The sequence below is a fragment of the uncultured Campylobacter sp. genome, from assembly GCF_938030145.1.
Lineage (GTDB): Bacteria > Campylobacterota > Campylobacteria > Campylobacterales > Campylobacteraceae > Campylobacter_B.
In genome coordinates, this window is the sequence record NZ_CALHGM010000018.1 from 1 (window position 1) to 17,663 (window position 17,663).

The window sequence follows — 17,663 nt, forward strand, 5'->3', positions numbered from 1 at the left end:
CACACCGCTTCACACCGCTTCACACCGCTTCACACCGCTTCACACCGCTTCACACAGCTTCACACAGCTTCACACAGCTTCACACAGCTTCACACAGCTCCACACAGCTTCACACAGCTTCACACCGCTTCACACAGCTTCACACAGCTCTTTGCGCGACGAAGCGCGGTTAAATTTAAACTATCAACGCTCAAAAAGTTGCAAAAAATATTTTAAATTTTGCCTCTCGGCCGCTAGGCTCGTATTTGCTCCGTGTCCCGGATAGAGCGTAAAATCGCCCTTTATCTGCAAAATTTTATACAAGGACTCTCTCATCTGCTCGCCGCTTGAAAAGGGAAAATCCCACCTACCGATAGAGCCTTTGAATATGACGTCGCCGCTAAAAATCACGCCGTCCACTTCAATCATACAGCTGCCCGGCGTATGTCCGGCAAAAAGACTAAATTTAACGTTAAAGCCCGCTATTGCAAAGCTTTGCTCCTGCCCTTTTACGAGTACGTCCGCTTCTATGGGCTCGGGCATCGTCTCAAAGGGATCCGCCCGCAGCATAAAGGCGTCTTCCTCGTGGATATAAATTTTAGCGCCCGCCCTTTGCAGCTTCGCGTCATCATAAATATGATCGAAATGCCCATGCGTATTCAAAACCGCGGCGATCTTTCCCGTATTTTGCATCACCCAATCAAAGCTGCCCTGCCCCGGATCGATCACCAGATCGCTCTGCTCGCCCTTTAGAATGTAGCAATTCGTCACATATTCGCCGAAAGCTTTTTTTAAAATTTGCATTTAAATCCTCCTTTTAAGCTTAAATTAAAGCCGTAATTTAGCCAAAAATAGTTAAAATTCGCACAATTTAACGTAAAATTTTAAGGCTAAATATTATGTTTTTGGACGATTTGCTGCCGCAACTGACCGATTTTTTATCGGAGAGACTCGATGAAACGGGCGCGGACGCCTTTGTAGTGGGTATCAGCGGTGGGCTTGACAGCGCCGTGGTTTCTGCGCTTTGTGCACTTACTGAGATCCCCACTTACGGGCTTATCCTACCTAGTGCAGGTTCAAATTTAGAAAATATGGCAGACGGCATCTTTCACTGCGAATCCTTTAATATCCCCTACGAGATCAAAGAGATCGCACCGTTTATAGAGAGCTTCATCGCCTTAAATCCGGGCGCAAGCCCGCTTCGCATCGGAAATTTCGCCGCGCGCGTGAGAATGAGCTTGCTTTATGATTACAGCGCGGCTAAACGCGGTGTAGTCGTAGGCACGAGCAATCTTAGCGAGAGGATGCTCGGCTACGGCACGATCTACGGCGATCTAGCCTGCGCGTTTAATCCTATTGGAGAAATTTTAAAAACCGATCTGTTTAAATTTGCAAAAATTTTATGCATAGACGATGCGATCATCAAAAAAGCGCCGAGCGCCGATCTATGGGAAAACCAAAGCGACGAACGTGAGCTTGGATACAGCTACGAGATCTTAGATAGCGTGCTAAGAGATATTTTTTCGCACGAAGCGTTGCGGATGAAATTTCGCTCAGGCGAGCAAATAACCGCAAACGATCTAAAATATCTGCAAAACTCGCACCACAATCAAGAGCTGGTAAAATTTATCGTCCGTAGAATTCTTAAAAATAATTTTAAGCTTCGCGCGCCCGCGGTCGCTCGCATAGAGCCTGCGCACTAAGGAGAGATTTATGAAAGAGATACCGTTTTATAAGGCTCAAATCGATAAAAAAGAGGAAGACTTAATTAAAAGCGCCCTCTACAACAGCGATATAAGATATAGCGAAATTTTTGAAGAGGATATTTGTAAATATTTCGGCGTAAAGCACGCCGTATCTACCACGAGCGGCACGACGGCGCTGCATCTGGCGCTTTGCGCGATGGATATTAAGCGCGGAGATAAAATTTTATGCTCCGTAAATTCCTTCCCTAACGTTGCTGAAGTTATCCGCCACTTCGACGCAGAGCCCGTTTTCGTAGATATCGATCCGATAAGCTTTAATATCACGAGCGAAAGCCTTGCTCGCACGATAGATCAAAACCGCCACAAGAAACTAAAATGCGCTTTCATCTCGCACATCGCGGGGCTTGCTGCGGATATAGACGCCATCAGCGAGGTCGCCAAAAGCGAAAATATCATCCTTATAGACGATGCGTGCCGAGCTATGGGCGCTACCTATAAGGGCGCAAAAATCGGAGCGCTTAAAAGCTCGCTCATATCGTGCTTTCAGATCAATCCTCAAGCGCAAGACGCGATCTCTACGGCGGGCTTTTTCGTCACGAACGACGATGAGATCGCAAACGCCGCACAAATTTTAAGAAACGGCGGCATCGTAGGGGACGCCTTTTACAAAGACGGCAATATGTCCTTTACCTACGACGTCGATCGCATCGGTCAAAAATACGATCTTAACGCTATAAATTCCGCCTACGCCATCGCACAGTTTGAAAAAACCGATACCTTTATAAAGCGCCGCAAGCAGATCGCCGCAGCCTACCGCGAACAGCTCGCAAACTGCCCGCACGTGACGCTTCCAAGCGACAGTGAGGAGCATATCTATACTCAATTCATAGTAAAGATCGACAAAAACCGCGACGATTTCGCCAAAGCGCTGATAGCGCGCGGAGTGAGCGTTTCGCTGCACTACGTGCCGGTGCATCTGCTAAGCTACTACAAAAGCAAATATAATTACAAGGTCAATGATTTTCCGAATGCGCTTAAAAACTATCAGCAAATTTTATCCCTACCGATCTACACGGCGCTTAGCGACGACGATGTGAGCTACATCTGCGAGCAGATTAAAGAGATAGCGCAAAATCGTGTTTAAACTCCTAATCGAGCGAAACCTATACGACCCGAGCCCCGCGTGGCTTGCGCTAGGGGTGATTTTAGCACCTCTTTCGCTACTTTATACGCTGATCGTCTACCTAAAAAGGCTCTTTGCTAAGCCGCAAAAATTTAAAATTCCAATAATCAGCGTCGGAAATTTAACCCTCGGTGGAAGCGGCAAAACCCCGCTAGTGCGGGCGCTTTTTAAAGAATTTAACGGGGGGCTCAAAACCTGCATCATCCTTCGCGGATACGGGCGCAAAAGTAGAGGCTTGCTCGAAGTGGCGCTCAGCGGACGGATACTTTGCGACGTAGGGCAAAGCGGAGATGAGGCGATGGAATACGCGCTGTTTTTACGCGGCGCAAATGTGATCGTCAGCGAAGATCGCGCCGCAGGGATTTTGCGCGCGCAAACTCTCGGCTTTGAGCTGGTGATCTTAGACGACGGGTTTTCTAAATTTAATATCACTAAATTTGATATCTTGCTGCGCCCGCGATACGCGCCGAAGCTGCCCTTTTGCCTGCCCTTTGCCGCGTATCGCTACCCGCCGTTTTTTTATAAATTTGCGGATTTCATACCCGCGCCGAGCGATATTTCGCAGGAGCTTAAAATCATTTCGGCGGCGGATCTGCAAAGTAAGCTAAACGGCACGGATGAAATTTTAAATTTCGACGCAGATGAAATTTCAAATTTAAACCCCGCCGCCGCGGATAAAATTTTAAATTCCAAAGAGGCTGGTTTTGAAAAATCCCGCACGATCTTAATCAGCGCTATCGCCAAGCCTTGGCGCTTGCAAGAGTTTTTACCGCTCGCAAAAGCGCACGCGTTTTTCCCCGATCATTACGATTTCAAAAAAGAGCATATTTTAGAGCTGCTAAGGAGCGAGGACGCGGAGCATATCCTATGCACGGCAAAAGATTACGTGAAATTAAGGGATTTGGGCGCGGAAATTTCGGTGATTTTGCTAAATTTAAAGCTAAGCGAAAACTTTATCCGCAAAATTCAAAACTACATAAACCAAACTATGATAAAATAAGGTTTTTAAAGGAATTTTATGATAAAAAAGAGCAAAACCGCCGAAGTCATCATCTCCGCGCTGCCCTATATCCGTAAATTTAGAGATAAAATTTTCGTCGTCAAATATGGCGGCGCGGCGCAAACCGACGATGCGCTCAAGCTTGATTTTGCCCGCGATATCGTGCTTTTGCATATGGTCGGCATCAAGATCATCGTCGTGCACGGCGGCGGCAAAAAGATCAATCAGACCCTGGATAAGATCGGCGTGCAGAGTGAGTTCAAGGACGGGCTTCGCGTAACGAATAAAGACGCGATCGAAATTACCGAAATGGTGCTAAGCGGCGCGGTGAATAAAGAGATCACGGCGCTTTTGAACCAAAACGGCGCGCCCGCGATCGGCATCAGCGGCAAGGACGGCGGGCTTTTGAAAGCGAAATTCCTCGATGAGAAAAAATACGGCTTCGTAGGCAAGATCACCGAGGTAAACACCAAGCTAATAAACGACCTGTTGCAAAAGGACTATCTGCCGGTGATCGCCCCGCTTGCGGGCGGTGAGACGGACGAAAACGTGAGTTTTAATATCAACGCCGATCTCTGCGCCAGTAGGATCGCAGCCGCGCTAAAAGCGAGCAAGGCGATATTTTTAAGCGACATTGACGGAGTGCTTGATAAAGAGGGAAATTTAATCAGCAAGCTTGATGCCGCGCTCATTTCGAAACTCAAAAAGGACGGCACGATCGCAGGCGGCATGATCCCCAAAGTCGATGCGTGCCTGCAATGCGTGCGAAACGGCGCAAATGCCGCGCATATCATCAACGGCAAAATTCCGCACTCGATCCTGCTTGAGCTTTTCACGGACGGCGGCATAGGAAGTTTGATAAAGGAAGAAATTTAGGCGCGAGGCGGATGTGGTGGGCTTAAAACCGCAATGCCGCAAGTCAGTGCAAAAGTCTAAACGATCAAATTTAAAGCGCCTAAGCGGGCATAAATTTTAAAATTTTAAAAAGGAAAAAGATGAAACTGGTTTCTACGAGAGATTTTTCGCAAAAAGCGGATCTTAGCTACGCGCTGCTAAATCCGAGCGCGAGCGGCGGCGGGCTTTTCAGCCCCGAGCGGCTGCCGCTTTTGAGCGAGGATTTTTTTAAGCAGTGCGAGGATCTGAGCTACAAACAGATCGCGCTTAAAATCATCAAGAGTTTCGATTTTGACGTAAGCAGCGAGGTCTTTGAGAGTGCGCTAAAGCGCTACGATAAATTTGAAAACCCCGCCTGCCCCGTCCAGATCAAAAAGCTAAGCGAAAACGCCTATATTTTGGAGCTTTACCACGGCCCGACGCTTGCGTTTAAAGATATGGCGCTGCAGCCCTTTGGCGCGCTTTTAAAAAGCATCGCAAAATCCAGAGGCGAGAAATTCTTAATAATGTGCGCCACGAGCGGCGACACGGGGCCTGCGACGCTAGAGGCCTTTGCGGACGACGAAAACATCAAAGCGGTCTGCCTCTATCCGCAGGGCGGCACGAGCGAGATACAGCGCCAGCAGATGGTCAAACAAAGCGCGGCAAATCTTAAAATTTTAGGCGTGCGCGGCAACTTCGACGATACGCAACGCGCGCTAAAATCGCTGCTGGCTGACGATGATTTCAAAAACGAGCTCGCGCGAGCAAATTTAAATCTAAGCGCCGCGAACTCAGTAAATTTCGGCAGGATTTTATTTCAGATCATCTACTACCTCTATGCTAGTATCTATTTCTCAAAGCACGGCGTATTGAGCCCCGAGCAAAATTTAAAGCAAAGCGATCAGTGTCCGGCGTGCGGCAAAAATTTTGACGCGGCGGGCACAAACAGCGCGCAGAGGGCTAAATTTAACACCTTCGACGTCATAGTGCCTAGCGGAAATTTCGGCAACGCGCTGGGAGCGTATTTCGCCAAAAAAATGGGCGCAAAGATCGGCAAAATCAAGATCGCTTCAAACGCGAACAATATCCTAACCGAGCTTTTTACGTGCGGCATCTACGATCTGCGCGGGCGAGAGCTCATCCGCACGATCAGCCCTGCGATGGATATTTTAGTTAGCTCCAACGTCGAGCGGCTGCTTAGCGATATGTTCGGCGATGCGCGCACGAGCGAGCTGATGCAAAGCCTGGCGCGAGATAAATTTTATAAGCTTAGCGCGAGCGAGCTTGCGAAGCTACAGGAGATTTTTGAGGCGGATTTTTGCGACGATGCGCAGTGCGCTAAATTTATCAAGCAAGAGAGTAGCCGCGGCGTGCTGATCGATCCGCACACGGCGACCTGCTTTAAGCTACTTGACGAAAGCCGCCTAAATCTCGTCATCTCGACCGCGAAGTGGATTAAATTTACGCCGTCGATGATCGGCGCGATCAAAGGCAGGGCTTGCGAGGATGAAAGGGCCGATATGATCGCGCTTTCGAAGGAATTTCGCAGCGACATTCCGCCGCAGATCTCGCGCCTTTTTAGCGCGCCGCAGGTGCATTCTAGCGTCGTGGAGCAAAGCGAGATCAAAAACGCCATAATGGAGTGGATCAAAAAATGATAGTAATCCCTGCACGCCTTGCTTCGACGCGCTTTAAAAATAAAATTTTATGTGAGTTTGGCGGCGTGCCGATGTTTATCAAAACGGCTCAAAATGCCACTAAGGCGGACCGCGTGCTAATCGCCGTGGATGAGCCGCAAATTTTAAAGATCGCGCAAGATTACGGCTTTGACGCCGTTCTCACCGCGCGTGAGCATCAAAGCGGCACCGACCGCATCGCTGAAGCGGTCGCAAACGCAGCGCTTGCGGAGGATGAGATCATCATCAATATCCAAGCCGACGAGCCCTTTTTCGAGAGCGAAAATTTGATTAAATTTAAAGATTTCGCCAACACTATGATCACGCAAAAGGGCGCATTTATGGCGAGCTGCTACAAATACATAAGCCAGCAGGCGGCAGAGGATCCGAATTTAGTCAAGCTAGTGCTTGATAACGCAGGCTTTGCGATCTATTTTTCGCGCTCGCTCATCCCCTATCCACGCGCGGCATGCGAGTGCTACCTCGGACACATCGGTATCTACGCATACAGCGTGCGAAATTTAAAGCGGTTTTGCGCCCTGCCCGCCTCAGCGCTGGAAGATACCGAAAAACTCGAGCAGCTTCGCGCCATAAGCGCGGGCGAGAAGATCGCGATGCTTGGGATCGAAACTGCGAGCATCGGCATCGACACGCCGGCTGATTACGAGCGCGCGCTAAAGGAGTTCGGAAATGGAATTTGATCGCGCCTTTTTAAGCACTAAATTTAAAGCGAGCGGACCCACAAAATTTAACGATAACGAGCTACGCGGCACGGAATTTGGGATGCAGGGGTCTGCCGCGGAGCGTAAAATTCTAATGGCGCATGAAATTCTAATGGCACACGGAATTTTAAAATTTAAAGATGCGAGCGCAAGATGAATTACGATGAATACAGATCCGCAGTAGATACGCTAAATGCGTGGGCGCGAGCATATTACACCGACGATAAACCGATCGCAAGCGACGAGGAGTACGATGAGCTTTATTCGCAAGCGGAGAAATTCGAGCAGCAAAATCCTACGCTCGCGCTGCCCTACTCGCCTACACGGCGAATCGGAGGCGCGATCAGCGAGGGCTTTTCTAAGCTCGCTCACGGCGCGCAGATGTGGTCGATGGAGGATATTTTCGACGACGCGGATCTTTTAGCGTGGCTAGCTCGCGGCGAGAAGAGCGGCGCACAGTTTTACGTCGAGCCGAAATTTGACGGCGCGAGCTTAAATTTGACCTACGAAGGCGGTGTGCTGATAAGCGCGGCGACGCGCGGCGACGGGCTTATAGGCGAGGACGTGACGCAAAACGCAAGAGCGATCAAATCGGTGCCGCTTCAGATCCCCTACGCGGGAAGGATCGAGATCCGCGGCGAGACGCTGATCGCCAAGAGCGATTTTGACGCGCTAAACGACGAGCGCGCCGCAAACGGCGAGAGCTTGTTTTCAAACCCGCGCAACGCCGCTGCAGGCAGCCTAAGGCAGCTGGATAGCGCGATCGTAGCGAAGCGGAAGCTAAAATTTATCCCGTGGGGAGTGGGCGAGCATTCCTTAAGCTTTGCGCTGCACTCGCAGATAATGGAGTTTGTGCGTAGCCTTGGTTTTTTACGCGACGAGTTTTGCCGCATCTGCAAGAGCGCGAGCGAGATCAGGAGTGCGTACGAGGCGCTGCATAGCATGCGTGCGAGCAAAGACCTGATGCTTGACGGCATGGTAATCCGCGTAAACGAGCTTTCAAAGTGCGCGCAGATGGGCTATACGGTGAAATTCCCGCGCTTTATGGTCGCGTATAAATTTCCTGCGGTCGAAAAGGTAACGCGGCTACGCGAGATCAATCTGCAGGTCGGCCGCACCGGCGCGGTAACCCCCGTAGCCGTCGTAGATAGCGTAAATATCGACGGCGCGAACGTTTCAAACGCGACGCTTCATAATTTCGACGAGATCGCGCGACTTGGGCTGATGAAAAACGATTTTGTAGGCATCATCCGTAGCGGCGACGTGATCCCGAAGATCACGAGCGTTTACAAACAGCGCAGAGACGGCACGCAGAGCGAAATTTCGCGCCCCGATCGCTGCCCGGTTTGCGACGAGAAATTGCTTGACGAAGGCGCGCTCATAAAGTGCCAAAACCTCGATTGCAAAGCGCGCGTGATAGGCTCGCTGATCTATTTCTGCTCCAAAAAATGCATGAATATCGAAGGGCTAAGCGACGCGACGATCACGCAGCTTTTTGAAAGCGGCAAAATTTCAAAGATCAGCGACATTTACGCCCTCGGCGCGCAGGACTTGGCGGATCTTGAGGGCTTTGCGGATAAAAAAATTTCAAATCTTTTGGGCGCGATAAATGCGAGCAAAAACGCGCCGCTTGAGCGCTTCATCGCTTCTTTGGGGATCGAACACATCGGCGAAGTGGCCGCGCGCAAGATCGCCGCGGCATTCGGGCAGGATTGGCTAGATGCGAGCGAGGATGAAATTTTGCGGCTGGAGGGCTTTGGAGAGGCGATGGCAAGGAGCCTAGCGGAGTTTTGCAAGATAAATCGCGAAAAAATTCTAAATTTAAGCGAAATCATCACGCCTCGCGCGCCCCAGATGCAGACCGTCAAAAGCGCCTTCACGGACCGCAGCGTCGTCATCACCGGCACGCTCAGTCGTCCGCGCGACGAGTTTAAGGCTAGGCTTTTGGCGATGGGCGCGAAGGTGCAGGGCTCGGTATCGGCAAAGACCGACTTTGTGCTTGCAGGCGCAGAAGCAGGCTCCAAGCTGCAAAAAGCCCACTCGCTTGGCGTGCGGGTAATCGACGAAAGCGAGTTTGAAGCGCTTGCGAGCTTGGCGACGCCCGGTGCAAATTCACCCGGCAAGAGAGAGCCCCAAACGCTTGCGGGGAGCGGCGAGTGAAGGTATTTTGTTTGGCGCCAAACCCGCACGCAAACGGCGCAGGGTTAAATTTCAAAAGCAACCTTCATCCTGCGGCGCTTATATCTTTTACAAGGCGCGAGAATTTTAAAAATTTTGTAGCGCACGAGCAAGCGGCAAGAGCAAAAGCGATAAATCGAGCGGTCGATGTAAGATCGCTGGGCTTCAAGGCATGTGCAAAAGCGGCAAACCGAGAGGCGGTTTCTGCGAAGCGCGCGGGCCCCACTTGTCGCGACGCTAAAACGGCGGGCGCGATGCCGATAGATGCGGCTGTAAGCGAGAATATCTCAAATTTTGCGCCGCTCAAACACTGCGCCGATAGGAAAAATTTTAAAATTTTCGCTAGCGGAGAGATAAAATTTGCAACGCACGGCGAGCCAAAATTTACAATGCGCAGTATGGCTAAATTTACGGCGTACAGCCGGCTGAAATTTGAGCCGCGTAGTACTGCTGCACGAGACTTTGCTATGCGCGATAAAATTTTAAACTCAAGCTCGCGCAAAAACTGCGTGAGCTTTAAGATTTCATCGCGACGCGGAGGAAAAGCAAAATGAGATTTGATCTGCTCGTCGCAAATACGCTTAAAATCAGCAGAAATCAGGCTGCCGCGCTAATAAAACAGGATAAAATTTTGCTACGAGGCGCCGTGCAAAACAGGCCCTCTGCGCAGATCGCGCCCGAGCAGAGCGGCGAAATCAGCGCGACCGATCAAATTTACGTAAGCAGGGGCGCGCTCAAGCTTGCGGGCTTTTTGGATGAGCTCGCCGAAAACGGGCTTTTGGCAAGCTGCGGCGCAAAATCGCCTAACTCGGCAGCAGAAATTTCAAAGCCGTATAGCAACGCAAAGAGCGCGGATAGCAAAGCGGCAGCGACGCAAAGAGCGGGCGAAGTAACGACCCAAATTTCAAGCGTCGATTTTGCGACTACGGATAAAATTTTAGGCGCGAATGAGGCTGATAAAATTCCAAGCGCGGCTGTCGCGACGACAAAGAGCGCGAAAGCGACTACCGAGGCGATCCGTACCGCAAAAACTAGCGCCGATACGGCGGAGCTTTTACAAACCGGTACAGGCAAGCAAACAGTGGAATTTTTACAGACGAGCGCAGACGCCGAGATGGCAGAGATTTTAAATGCGGCGAAAGCCTCCAAATCGGGCGGCAAGGTGGGCGCGTGCCGCAACGAAGGCGGCGCGGAGCTGGTACAAACAAAACCATCGCAAAAAGATATTTTAAATTTAGCGGGAGCCGATGTTTTGGACGTGGGCAGTAGCACCGGCGGGTTCGTGCAGATTTTACTGCAGCGCGGCGCAAAGAGCGTGACCGCGCTTGACGTCGGCAGCTCGCAGCTAAGCGAAATTTTGCGGCGCGATCCTCGCGTGATCGTGTGCGAAAACACCGACATCAGGGAGTTTGCAAGCGAGAAGAAATTTGATCTCATCACCTGCGACGTGAGCTTTATCTCGCTAAATTTGATCTTAAAAAGTCTCGCGAGCCTCGCGAAAAGCGCCCTCATCGTGCTATTTAAGCCGCAATTCGAGGTAGGCGCAGAGGCTAAGCGAAATAAAAAAGGTGTGCTCAAGGATGAAAAAGCGGTGCGCGCCGCACGGGCGAAATTTGAGCAGCTATGCGCCGAGCTGGGGCTGGCCGTGCTATATGCCAGCGCCTGCAAAATCGCGGGCAAAGAGGGAAATAGGGAATTTTTCTATCTTCTAAAAAGGATGAACGATGAAATTTAAAAACTTAATTATATTGGCGTTTTGCGCGCTATTTTTGGGCTCATGCGCCAAAAGCCTAAGCCCAAAAGCGCCGCTGGTAAAAAACTTCGACATCGCTAAATTTAGCGGCGGCTGGTATGAGATCGCTCGTATGAAGGGCGGCGGCGATCTGCAAAACACCGCGTACGAGTGCTTCATCGATAAAAACTCCACGATCAATCTTCTAAAAACCGCCAAAACAAGCTCGGGCAAAATCGAAAACGAGCAGCACGTGTTGGAGTTTGCAGGCGATAAAAACGTAGGCCTGCTCTATCAAAAAGGCCTAATTTCCGACTCCCTCTACCGCGTGGCGCAGGTGGACGGCGACTATCGCTACGCCCTGATCTTCGGCGCCGATACGAGCGAGCTTTACATCCTCTCGCGCACCAAAACCCTGCCCGAGCCGATCCGCATCCTATATCTCAAAAAGGCGAAGCATAGCGGTTACGACACCAAAAAAATTATCTGGACGAAGCAAAAGTAATGGCTAATCAAAAATCAGGCAAAGACCATACAGAGGCTTCGCTACGGAATTTTAAAGAGCAAAATTTCGTATCGCAGAATTCCAGCTTGAAAAATTTTACGGAACAGAATTTCACAAGCAATGGAGAAAATTCATCTCAAAATATCAAACATACAAGGCAAGAGCTCAGTGAAAATAAAACCGACGATGCGCACCGCGCAGATGAAGCAGACACCGACGCCGCTTGCAGTAACGAAACGGCTTATGGCGGCACTTGCGGCAATGGCGTAGACGCGCAAGCCCAGGGCATGCTTCCTGCTTGTGCGGAAGTACTGCGTGCGCGCCTAAGCGAGCAGTTCGCACGAGGCGAGATTTTCGCAACGCTACAAAGCGCAAACCGCGATGACGTGTGCGCCGTAGCGATCGGCAACTTCGATGGCATGCACCTTGGGCATCAAAAATTATTTGAGCGCCTAGGTGAGCACGGCGCGATAATCGTAATCCTAGCAGGTGGTGGCACGAAGCTAACCCCTTTTGCGTCGCGGCAGGCTTTTACGGACAAAAAGACTTTTTATTGCGATCTACGCGCTATCAAAAGCCTTAGCGGAGACGAATTTATCGCACTTTTAAGGCAGAATTTCATAAATTTACAAAAAATTGTCGTCGGCGAGGACTTTAGATTTGGGCGTGATCGGGCGTGGGACGTGGAATTTTTAAGGCGCGAATTTCGCGGGCAAACCTGCGTCGTAGGGGAGTTTTGCTTAAGCGGCGGTGGCGTGCATTCAAGCAGGATCAAAGAGCTTTTATCGCGCGGACGGTGCGAAGAGGCGGCGGAACTTTTGGGGCGAGATTACGAGATCTGCGGGCGGATCGTGCGCGGTCAGGGGCGCGGGGCGCGGGAGTTTGTAGCGACGCTAAATCTTGATGCGAGCGGCTATTTTATGCCAAAAAGTGGCGTGTATGCGAGCCTAACGCGCGCCGGAAGCAAGGAATTTGCAAGTGTGAGCTTCTTGGGGCACAGGCTTAGCACCGACGGAGCTTTTGCGATTGAAACGCACATTTTAGGAGACTTTTCAGGCTTTGAGGCGGGTTTAAATTCCGCGCAAGATCACGCGCCGTGCTGCGGGGGGCAAGCCGCACATTCTGCGCGAAATTTAGATGAAATTTCGGCGTGTAATTCAGTAGAAATTTCTACACAAAATTTTGCGGCGAGCGAGAGCTTGGACGCCGAAAATAAAATTTTAGAGGCTGCGGACAAAAACAGCGGCGCGAAATTTGCTTGCGTGAAATTTATAAAGTTCCTACGTGAAAATCGCAAATTTAGCGATCTAGCGCAGCTTAAAGAGCAGATTTTAAAAGACGTTTCAGAGGCGGAGGCGATACTACGAAGCCGTAAATTTTAATCTACGGCTTGTAAGCTTAAAAACGAAATTTGCGGGCTGTACGCTTGATTTGATGCGTCTGCCCGCGTTTTGCATCTACGGCGCATTATATTAGCCGTCTGCGATGTCATATGGGAAGTGCGCACAAAAGCGGCGCGCAAGCCGATAAAAAGTCGTTAAATTTTAACGGTGCACCGCCTGTAGGGCTTTAACGCACCTTGAGCTTGGGTTTATGCAAGACTAGGCAAGTGCAAGCTGCGCTGAGAATCGAGGGCGATAAAAAATTTTAGTTGCGCTGCGAAGCTTTAAAATTTAGCAGGGATAAGCTGCCGAGCAAGAGCCAAGCGGCTAAATTATGCGCATAGTCAAACGTAAATTTTACCAAGCGCCTCCATTTACGGCGCATAAAATCGCAAAATGGGCGCGAAATTCTACCAATGGAGCTTTGACTATGCTTTTAGTTTAAGTTAGTAATTAAAGAATTTAAAGAAGCTGTTTTAGCAGTGCGAGATTTGGTGGCGTAAAATTTAATGTTGAGAAATTATAAGCCCGCTAAATACGGCGCAAAATTTTAAGGATGTATTCGCGCGGTGCGGAATTTTAGGGTCTGCCAAGCAAGACGTGAAATTTAATCATGCATCGAGCATATCCGGGCTAGAAGTTGGGCGCAAACTGGGATGCAGCTCGCTTGCATCAAAAGTGCTCATGCTGCGTTTAAAATTTAGGTATGCTTACACGCGGGGCAAACTAAGCACAAAAATTCCATGCGTAGCGGTCGCAAATCGAGTGTCGTGCAAGCGCAGGAAGCACGGCGTGAGAATTCTGCGCTTAGCATGCGCAGGAAGTATAAATCGAGTGCTGTGCGAATAGCGAAACTAAAAGGAAATGGATGAAAGACGAAATTTTTAAAGAGCCTATCAAAAAACAGTTTGAGTTCGACGCCAGCGTCGCGTCGGTTTTCGACGATATGATCGGCCGCAGCGTGCCGTTTTACGAGGCGAGTACGCGGCTTAGCAGCGAGCTTTTGGCGCGGATACTGCCGCAAAAGGCACGCGTGATCGATCTTGGCTGCTCGACTGCGACCGCGCTGCTGGCGCTGTTTGCGCTGCGCCCAGATCTACGGCTGTGCGGCATCGACAGCTCGGAGGCGATGATACAAAACGCTCGCGCTAAGGCGGCGGCGTTCGGCGCCGAGCTCGAGCTTAGCGTATCGGACGTGCTGGATGCGAGCCTCGCAGACTGCGACGCCGTGATTTTAAACTACACCCTGCAGTTCATCAGGCCGCCGCGTAGGGCTGCGCTCGTGAGTAAAATTTACGACGGATTGCGCGAGGGCGGGGTTTTGATCTTTAGCGAAAAGATCGTCTACGAAGAGCCTGCGCTGGCGCGCCGGATGATCGAAATTTACGAGGATTACAAGCGCGCGCAGGGCTACTCGCGCTACGAGATCGCGCAAAAACGCGAGGCGCTTGAAAACGTGCTAGTGCCCTACACCGAGGCGGAAAACCGCGCCTTGGCGCTAAGCGCGGGCTTTAAGCGCGTCGAGAGTATCTTTAAGTGGGCAAATTTTATGAGCTTCGCGGCGTTTAAATAAAAGTTCAAATTGCAAGAAGCAAAATTATTTTTAAAAAATTCCAAAAAATGAAATTTTATACTCGCCGTATTTTTCAGGCGATACGGCAAGGATTTTTATCTAAATTCTTTGGAATTTTATAATTAAATTTTGATGCAGATTAGATGATCCAAACAGCGCGAATGTATAATTCTAGCGATATGCGAGACGGCACAGATAAAATTTATCGCCGCTCGTAATTTCAAAATTCCGTCGCGGATGTGAACTACGCAAATTATTAGAATTCGGCAAAATTTCAAAATTTCTATGAAATTTTAAAATTTCATAATCCAAACAGAATTCATAAATTTTACAAAAAATTCAAAAATTGAAAAAGTGTAGCCGTCTAAAATTTCGGGTATAAAAAAAGCGCCCGCCGTATGACGGACGCCGTGTATAAATCGCAGTGACGAAATAAACGCCGCCACGAGCAAAAAAGCTTATTTATCTCTTAAATTTAACTCGCTAACGAGCTTGGAGTAAACTGCGTAGTCTTTGTTTTTAAGATATTTCATCATCCTTTTGCGCTGACCTACTAGCTTTAGCAGTCCTAAGCGAGATGAAAAATCTTTCGGATTTGCTTGCAAATGAGTGGTAAGAAGCGTGATCCTCTCGGTAAGAAGCGCAATTTGCACCTCCGCAGAACCTGTATCTTTCTCTCTTCTAGCGAATTTCGCAACTATCTGTGCTTTTTGAGCCGTGTCTAAAGCCATGATGACCTCCTGATCGGTAAAATAGGAAGCGATTATACTTAATTAACCTAAATTTTTGCTTTCTTTGTGTAAAATGCACGCTTTGACACCAAAGGAGAAAATAAATGCTTTTTACAAAAGCAAGCGAATACGCCCTGCTTTCAATGATCTGTATCGCGGGCAAGGAGGAATCGATGGATGTCGATTCGATCTCTAACGAGCTTGGAATTTCACGCAGCTTTTTGGCTAAAATTTTACAAAATTTGGCTCGCGCGGGACTTTTGAATTCCTTCAAAGGCGCTAAGGGCGGCTTTGTACTCGCGCGCAATGCGGACGAGATCACGCTAAGCGAGATCATCAAAAGCGCCGAAAGACGCAAGGCGACGGTATTTGACTGCACCGCCGAGGGGATCGACGCCTGCCCGAACGGTCGCACGCTATGCCGCGTCAATCTAATGTTCAGCGAGCTTCAAGAGAAAGTCGATGAGTATATGGATACGATCACGCTAGCAGACGTCATCGGCAAAGAACGCAAATGAAAATATATCACCTAAGCCACACCGATCTAGACGGCTACGGCGCGCAGTTCGTCGCGGCGCACTACTTGACGGACGTGGAATTTTTCAACGCCAACTACGGCAAGGAGATAAACGAAAAATTTGATCTCATCCTCGCTAGTATCGACGAGCGGCTCGCTGCAGACGCGGACGAGAAAAGCCTAGTTTTGATCACCGATCTAAATTTGCTGCCCGCGCAATGCGAGAAATTTAGCGGCGAGCTGGCACGTCGCAACGCTCGCATGATCCTTTTAGATCATCATCAAAGCGGACTTGAGTGCGCGAAAAAATTCCCGTGGTATTTTTTGGACTCTTCGCGCTGCGCCACGAAGATCACCTATGATTTTTTCAGCGCGATGTTCGGCGGCAAGACGCGGCTGGATAAACTCGTGCGCGTCGTAAATGCCGTGGATATCTGGCTAAAGGATGAAAGCGAGTTTGAGCTCGGCAAGGTCTGCCTCGGCATGGTCTCGGGCGCGAAAGAGATCAACAAGATCATGTTCGAGCGGGAGAGCAGGGATTATATCTTTTACTTGCTAGAAAAAATTTTTAAATTTCAAGACGAACCAGATGCACACATCGCGCTAGATAGCGCACTGCACGGCATAAAGAAAGAATTTTTTAAAAGCGAGCGCGACGATACGCTAAGCAATCTCGTCTCGCACTTCGTAGTCAATCGCCTAAGCGCGCAAAAGCAGCGCTTCGAGATCAGCTACCTCGATCAAAAGGGCATTTTGACCTACAATATCGGCAACGTAAGCGTCATCGGCAACGACTTTTTGACGCAAAACCCCGATGTCGATTTTTTCATCGACGTAACGAGCAAAAAAACGCTCAGCTTCCGCGCTGACGGCAAGATCGACGTTAGCGAAATGGCAAAGCTGCTCCTGGGCGGCGGCGGGCACGTAAACGCAAGCGGCGGGATGTTTGCAGGCTTTAAGGATGCGAGCTCGTACGAAGCCGTAAAGGCGCAAATCGTGGGTCTAATCGAGAAAAAAACTCAAATTTCAAAGGAAGAAGATGAAAACTAATGACGAAAAAATCGCCGAGCAGGACCTCATCTACGAGATCAACATCCTGCTTGACGCGATGCTGCTTTATGCGGGCATCAAGCGCGAGCGGCTCGCCGATGCGGCGCAGCTATACATCGAAAATATCGACACGGTGCTTGCGAACTCGGACGCTAGCGGTGCAGACGAGGTGATCGCCGTTGTCGAGTTTTTGCGTAGCAAACACGCGGAGCTATTCGAAAACAAGGACTAGCTCGCGAAATTTTAAGCGAAATTTTGCGAGCTAGAATTTTACGAAGCGCAAACTTGCGGAGTAGAATTTCATCGAGCGTAAAATTTATAAAGCGAGAAATCTGCGAGATAAAATTTTACGAAATAGAATTTCTAAAATGCGGAATACGGAATTTTACGGCTTAGATTTAAAATTTTAAAATTTAGCAAGCATGTTTTGCAAATAAAATTTTATGGCATGGCAGTTGCAGAATTTAATTTTAAAATTTTATTCTGTCAAACAAGAGCAAAATTTCAAGGCTTAGAATTTAAGCTAAGAAATTCCGCGCAATAGCAAATTTAAAATTTTAAGTGCATTTTGCGGCACGGAATTTTGCAAAAAATTTTAGACAACGCGTGGCAGCTTTGCTTAAAATTCTAATCTAGGCTTCGCGCAGAATTTGCATCAAAACTCCGCGCGGAATTTTGTGCTCAACTAAGGCGCAAAATTTAAATATAAAGGCTAAATCTTTGCTTGCCAGTGCGGCGCAAAGATTGCGCAGATTGCGGAATTTTAAATTTAAAAGCACGATTCTGCCGTCTAAGGTCAAAGAAATAGCATAGCACCTAAGCTTGCTGAAATGACAAAGCTCGCTTTGAAAGA

18 protein-coding genes are annotated in these 17,663 nt (G+C 49.2%); 16 read left to right on the forward strand and 2 right to left on the reverse strand.

Going from position 1 to position 17,663, the window contains the following annotated elements:
• Window positions 1-183 precede the first annotated feature (183 nt).
• Window positions 184-783: an MBL fold metallo-hydrolase gene (locus Q0323_RS03975; protein ID WP_298051732.1), complete on the reverse strand. Its 600-nt coding sequence runs from the start codon at window positions 781-783 to the stop codon at window positions 184-186.
• 95 nt (window positions 784-878) lie between these two features.
• Between Q0323_RS03975 and nadE the strand changes: the two genes are divergently transcribed.
• The 13 genes from nadE (at window position 879) to cmoA (ending at window position 14,512) form a co-directional block, all read left to right on the forward strand.
• On the forward strand, window positions 879-1,682 hold the full coding sequence (gene nadE / locus Q0323_RS03980) for an NAD(+) synthase (protein ID WP_298051735.1): 804 nt from the start codon (window positions 879-881) through the stop codon (window positions 1,680-1,682).
• Window positions 1,683-1,692: 10 nt separating this feature from the next.
• A complete protein-coding gene (locus Q0323_RS03985) occupies window positions 1,693-2,829 on the forward strand; it encodes a DegT/DnrJ/EryC1/StrS aminotransferase family protein (protein WP_297948298.1) in 1,137 nt (378 codons plus the stop codon).
• Window positions 2,822-3,868 (forward strand): tetraacyldisaccharide 4'-kinase, encoded by a 1,047-nt coding sequence (locus tag Q0323_RS03990; protein WP_298051738.1) that lies wholly within the window; start codon window positions 2,822-2,824, stop codon window positions 3,866-3,868. Before Q0323_RS03985 ends, Q0323_RS03990 begins: the two co-directional genes overlap by 8 nt.
• An 18-nt stretch (window positions 3,869-3,886) precedes the next feature.
• Window positions 3,887-4,744 (forward strand): acetylglutamate kinase, encoded by an 858-nt coding sequence (gene argB / locus Q0323_RS03995; protein ID WP_298051740.1) that lies wholly within the window; start codon window positions 3,887-3,889, stop codon window positions 4,742-4,744.
• A 119-nt stretch (window positions 4,745-4,863) separates the two neighbouring features.
• Window positions 4,864-6,402: a threonine synthase gene (thrC, locus tag Q0323_RS04000; protein ID WP_298051743.1), complete on the forward strand. Its 1,539-nt coding sequence runs from the start codon at window positions 4,864-4,866 to the stop codon at window positions 6,400-6,402.
• Window positions 6,399-7,121: a 3-deoxy-manno-octulosonate cytidylyltransferase gene (gene kdsB, locus Q0323_RS04005; RefSeq protein WP_298051746.1), complete on the forward strand. Its 723-nt coding sequence runs from the start codon at window positions 6,399-6,401 to the stop codon at window positions 7,119-7,121. The genes thrC and kdsB overlap by 4 nt, the downstream gene beginning before the upstream one ends.
• Entirely contained in the window at window positions 7,111-7,299 is a 189-nt protein-coding gene (locus Q0323_RS04010; protein WP_298051748.1) for a hypothetical protein, read from the forward strand. Before kdsB ends, Q0323_RS04010 begins: the two co-directional genes overlap by 11 nt.
• Window positions 7,296-9,302 (forward strand): NAD-dependent DNA ligase LigA, encoded by a 2,007-nt coding sequence (gene ligA / locus Q0323_RS04015; protein WP_298051751.1) that lies wholly within the window; start codon window positions 7,296-7,298, stop codon window positions 9,300-9,302. The genes Q0323_RS04010 and ligA overlap by 4 nt, the downstream gene beginning before the upstream one ends.
• Complete coding sequence (locus Q0323_RS04020; protein ID WP_298051754.1) at window positions 9,299-9,874, forward strand: hypothetical protein; 576 nt, start codon at window positions 9,299-9,301, stop codon at window positions 9,872-9,874. The genes ligA and Q0323_RS04020 overlap by 4 nt, the downstream gene beginning before the upstream one ends.
• Window positions 9,871-11,055, forward strand: a complete 1,185-nt coding sequence (locus Q0323_RS04025) for an SAM-dependent methyltransferase (protein ID WP_298051756.1) — start codon at window positions 9,871-9,873, stop codon at window positions 11,053-11,055. Before Q0323_RS04020 ends, Q0323_RS04025 begins: the two co-directional genes overlap by 4 nt.
• On the forward strand, window positions 11,045-11,557 hold the full coding sequence (locus Q0323_RS04030; protein ID WP_298051758.1) for a lipocalin family protein: 513 nt from the start codon (window positions 11,045-11,047) through the stop codon (window positions 11,555-11,557). The genes Q0323_RS04025 and Q0323_RS04030 overlap by 11 nt, the downstream gene beginning before the upstream one ends.
• Window positions 11,557-12,939, forward strand: coding sequence for a bifunctional riboflavin kinase/FMN adenylyltransferase (locus Q0323_RS04035; RefSeq protein ID WP_298051761.1), 1,383 nt, complete (start codon window positions 11,557-11,559; stop codon window positions 12,937-12,939). The genes Q0323_RS04030 and Q0323_RS04035 overlap by 1 nt, the downstream gene beginning before the upstream one ends.
• A gap of 868 nt (window positions 12,940-13,807) precedes the next feature.
• The gene (gene cmoA, locus Q0323_RS04040) at window positions 13,808-14,512 is read left to right on the forward strand and encodes a carboxy-S-adenosyl-L-methionine synthase CmoA (protein WP_298051764.1); all 705 of its coding nucleotides are present in this window, start codon (window positions 13,808-13,810) and stop codon (window positions 14,510-14,512) included.
• A gap of 458 nt (window positions 14,513-14,970) precedes the next feature.
• Here the strand turns inward: cmoA and rpsO are convergent, their stop codons facing one another.
• Window positions 14,971-15,243 (reverse strand): 30S ribosomal protein S15, encoded by a 273-nt coding sequence (gene rpsO, locus Q0323_RS04045; RefSeq protein WP_005871877.1) that lies wholly within the window; start codon window positions 15,241-15,243, stop codon window positions 14,971-14,973.
• A gap of 104 nt (window positions 15,244-15,347) precedes the next feature.
• On the opposite strand from rpsO, the gene Q0323_RS04050 reads away from it, so the two are divergent.
• From Q0323_RS04050 to Q0323_RS04060, 3 genes are read left to right on the forward strand one after another with little or no spacing between them, the layout of a single operon-like run.
• On the forward strand, window positions 15,348-15,761 hold the full coding sequence (locus Q0323_RS04050) for an Rrf2 family transcriptional regulator (RefSeq protein ID WP_298051767.1): 414 nt from the start codon (window positions 15,348-15,350) through the stop codon (window positions 15,759-15,761).
• Window positions 15,758-16,810: a 3'-to-5' oligoribonuclease B gene (locus Q0323_RS04055; protein WP_298051770.1), complete on the forward strand. Its 1,053-nt coding sequence runs from the start codon at window positions 15,758-15,760 to the stop codon at window positions 16,808-16,810. The genes Q0323_RS04050 and Q0323_RS04055 overlap by 4 nt, the downstream gene beginning before the upstream one ends.
• Complete coding sequence (locus Q0323_RS04060; RefSeq protein ID WP_298051772.1) at window positions 16,800-17,042, forward strand: hypothetical protein; 243 nt, start codon at window positions 16,800-16,802, stop codon at window positions 17,040-17,042. Before Q0323_RS04055 ends, Q0323_RS04060 begins: the two co-directional genes overlap by 11 nt.
• The last annotated feature ends 621 nt before the right edge of the window (window positions 17,043-17,663 follow it).

Bases quoted from the DNA above. Each gene is read 5' to 3' on its own strand.
- Q0323_RS03975 (WP_298051732.1), bottom strand. From the start codon at position 783: ATGCAAATTTTAAAAAAAGCTTTCGGCGAATATGTGACGAATTGCTAC.
- nadE (WP_298051735.1), top strand. From the start codon at position 879: ATGTTTTTGGACGATTTGCTGCCGCAACTGACCGATTTTTTATCGGAG.
- Q0323_RS03985 (WP_297948298.1), top strand. From the start codon at position 1,693: ATGAAAGAGATACCGTTTTATAAGGCTCAAATCGATAAAAAAGAGGAA.
- argB (WP_298051740.1), top strand. From the start codon at position 3,887: ATGATAAAAAAGAGCAAAACCGCCGAAGTCATCATCTCCGCGCTGCCC.
- thrC (WP_298051743.1), top strand. From the start codon at position 4,864: ATGAAACTGGTTTCTACGAGAGATTTTTCGCAAAAAGCGGATCTTAGC.
- kdsB (WP_298051746.1), top strand. From the start codon at position 6,399: ATGATAGTAATCCCTGCACGCCTTGCTTCGACGCGCTTTAAAAATAAA.
- Q0323_RS04010 (WP_298051748.1), top strand. From the start codon at position 7,111: ATGGAATTTGATCGCGCCTTTTTAAGCACTAAATTTAAAGCGAGCGGA.
- ligA (WP_298051751.1), top strand. From the start codon at position 7,296: ATGAATTACGATGAATACAGATCCGCAGTAGATACGCTAAATGCGTGG.
- Q0323_RS04025 (WP_298051756.1), top strand. From the start codon at position 9,871: ATGAGATTTGATCTGCTCGTCGCAAATACGCTTAAAATCAGCAGAAAT.
- Q0323_RS04030 (WP_298051758.1), top strand. From the start codon at position 11,045: ATGAAATTTAAAAACTTAATTATATTGGCGTTTTGCGCGCTATTTTTG.
- Q0323_RS04035 (WP_298051761.1), top strand. From the start codon at position 11,557: ATGGCTAATCAAAAATCAGGCAAAGACCATACAGAGGCTTCGCTACGG.
- cmoA (WP_298051764.1), top strand. From the start codon at position 13,808: ATGAAAGACGAAATTTTTAAAGAGCCTATCAAAAAACAGTTTGAGTTC.
- rpsO (WP_005871877.1), bottom strand. From the start codon at position 15,243: ATGGCTTTAGACACGGCTCAAAAAGCACAGATAGTTGCGAAATTCGCT.
- Q0323_RS04050 (WP_298051767.1), top strand. From the start codon at position 15,348: ATGCTTTTTACAAAAGCAAGCGAATACGCCCTGCTTTCAATGATCTGT.
- Q0323_RS04055 (WP_298051770.1), top strand. From the start codon at position 15,758: ATGAAAATATATCACCTAAGCCACACCGATCTAGACGGCTACGGCGCG.
- Q0323_RS04060 (WP_298051772.1), top strand. From the start codon at position 16,800: ATGAAAACTAATGACGAAAAAATCGCCGAGCAGGACCTCATCTACGAG.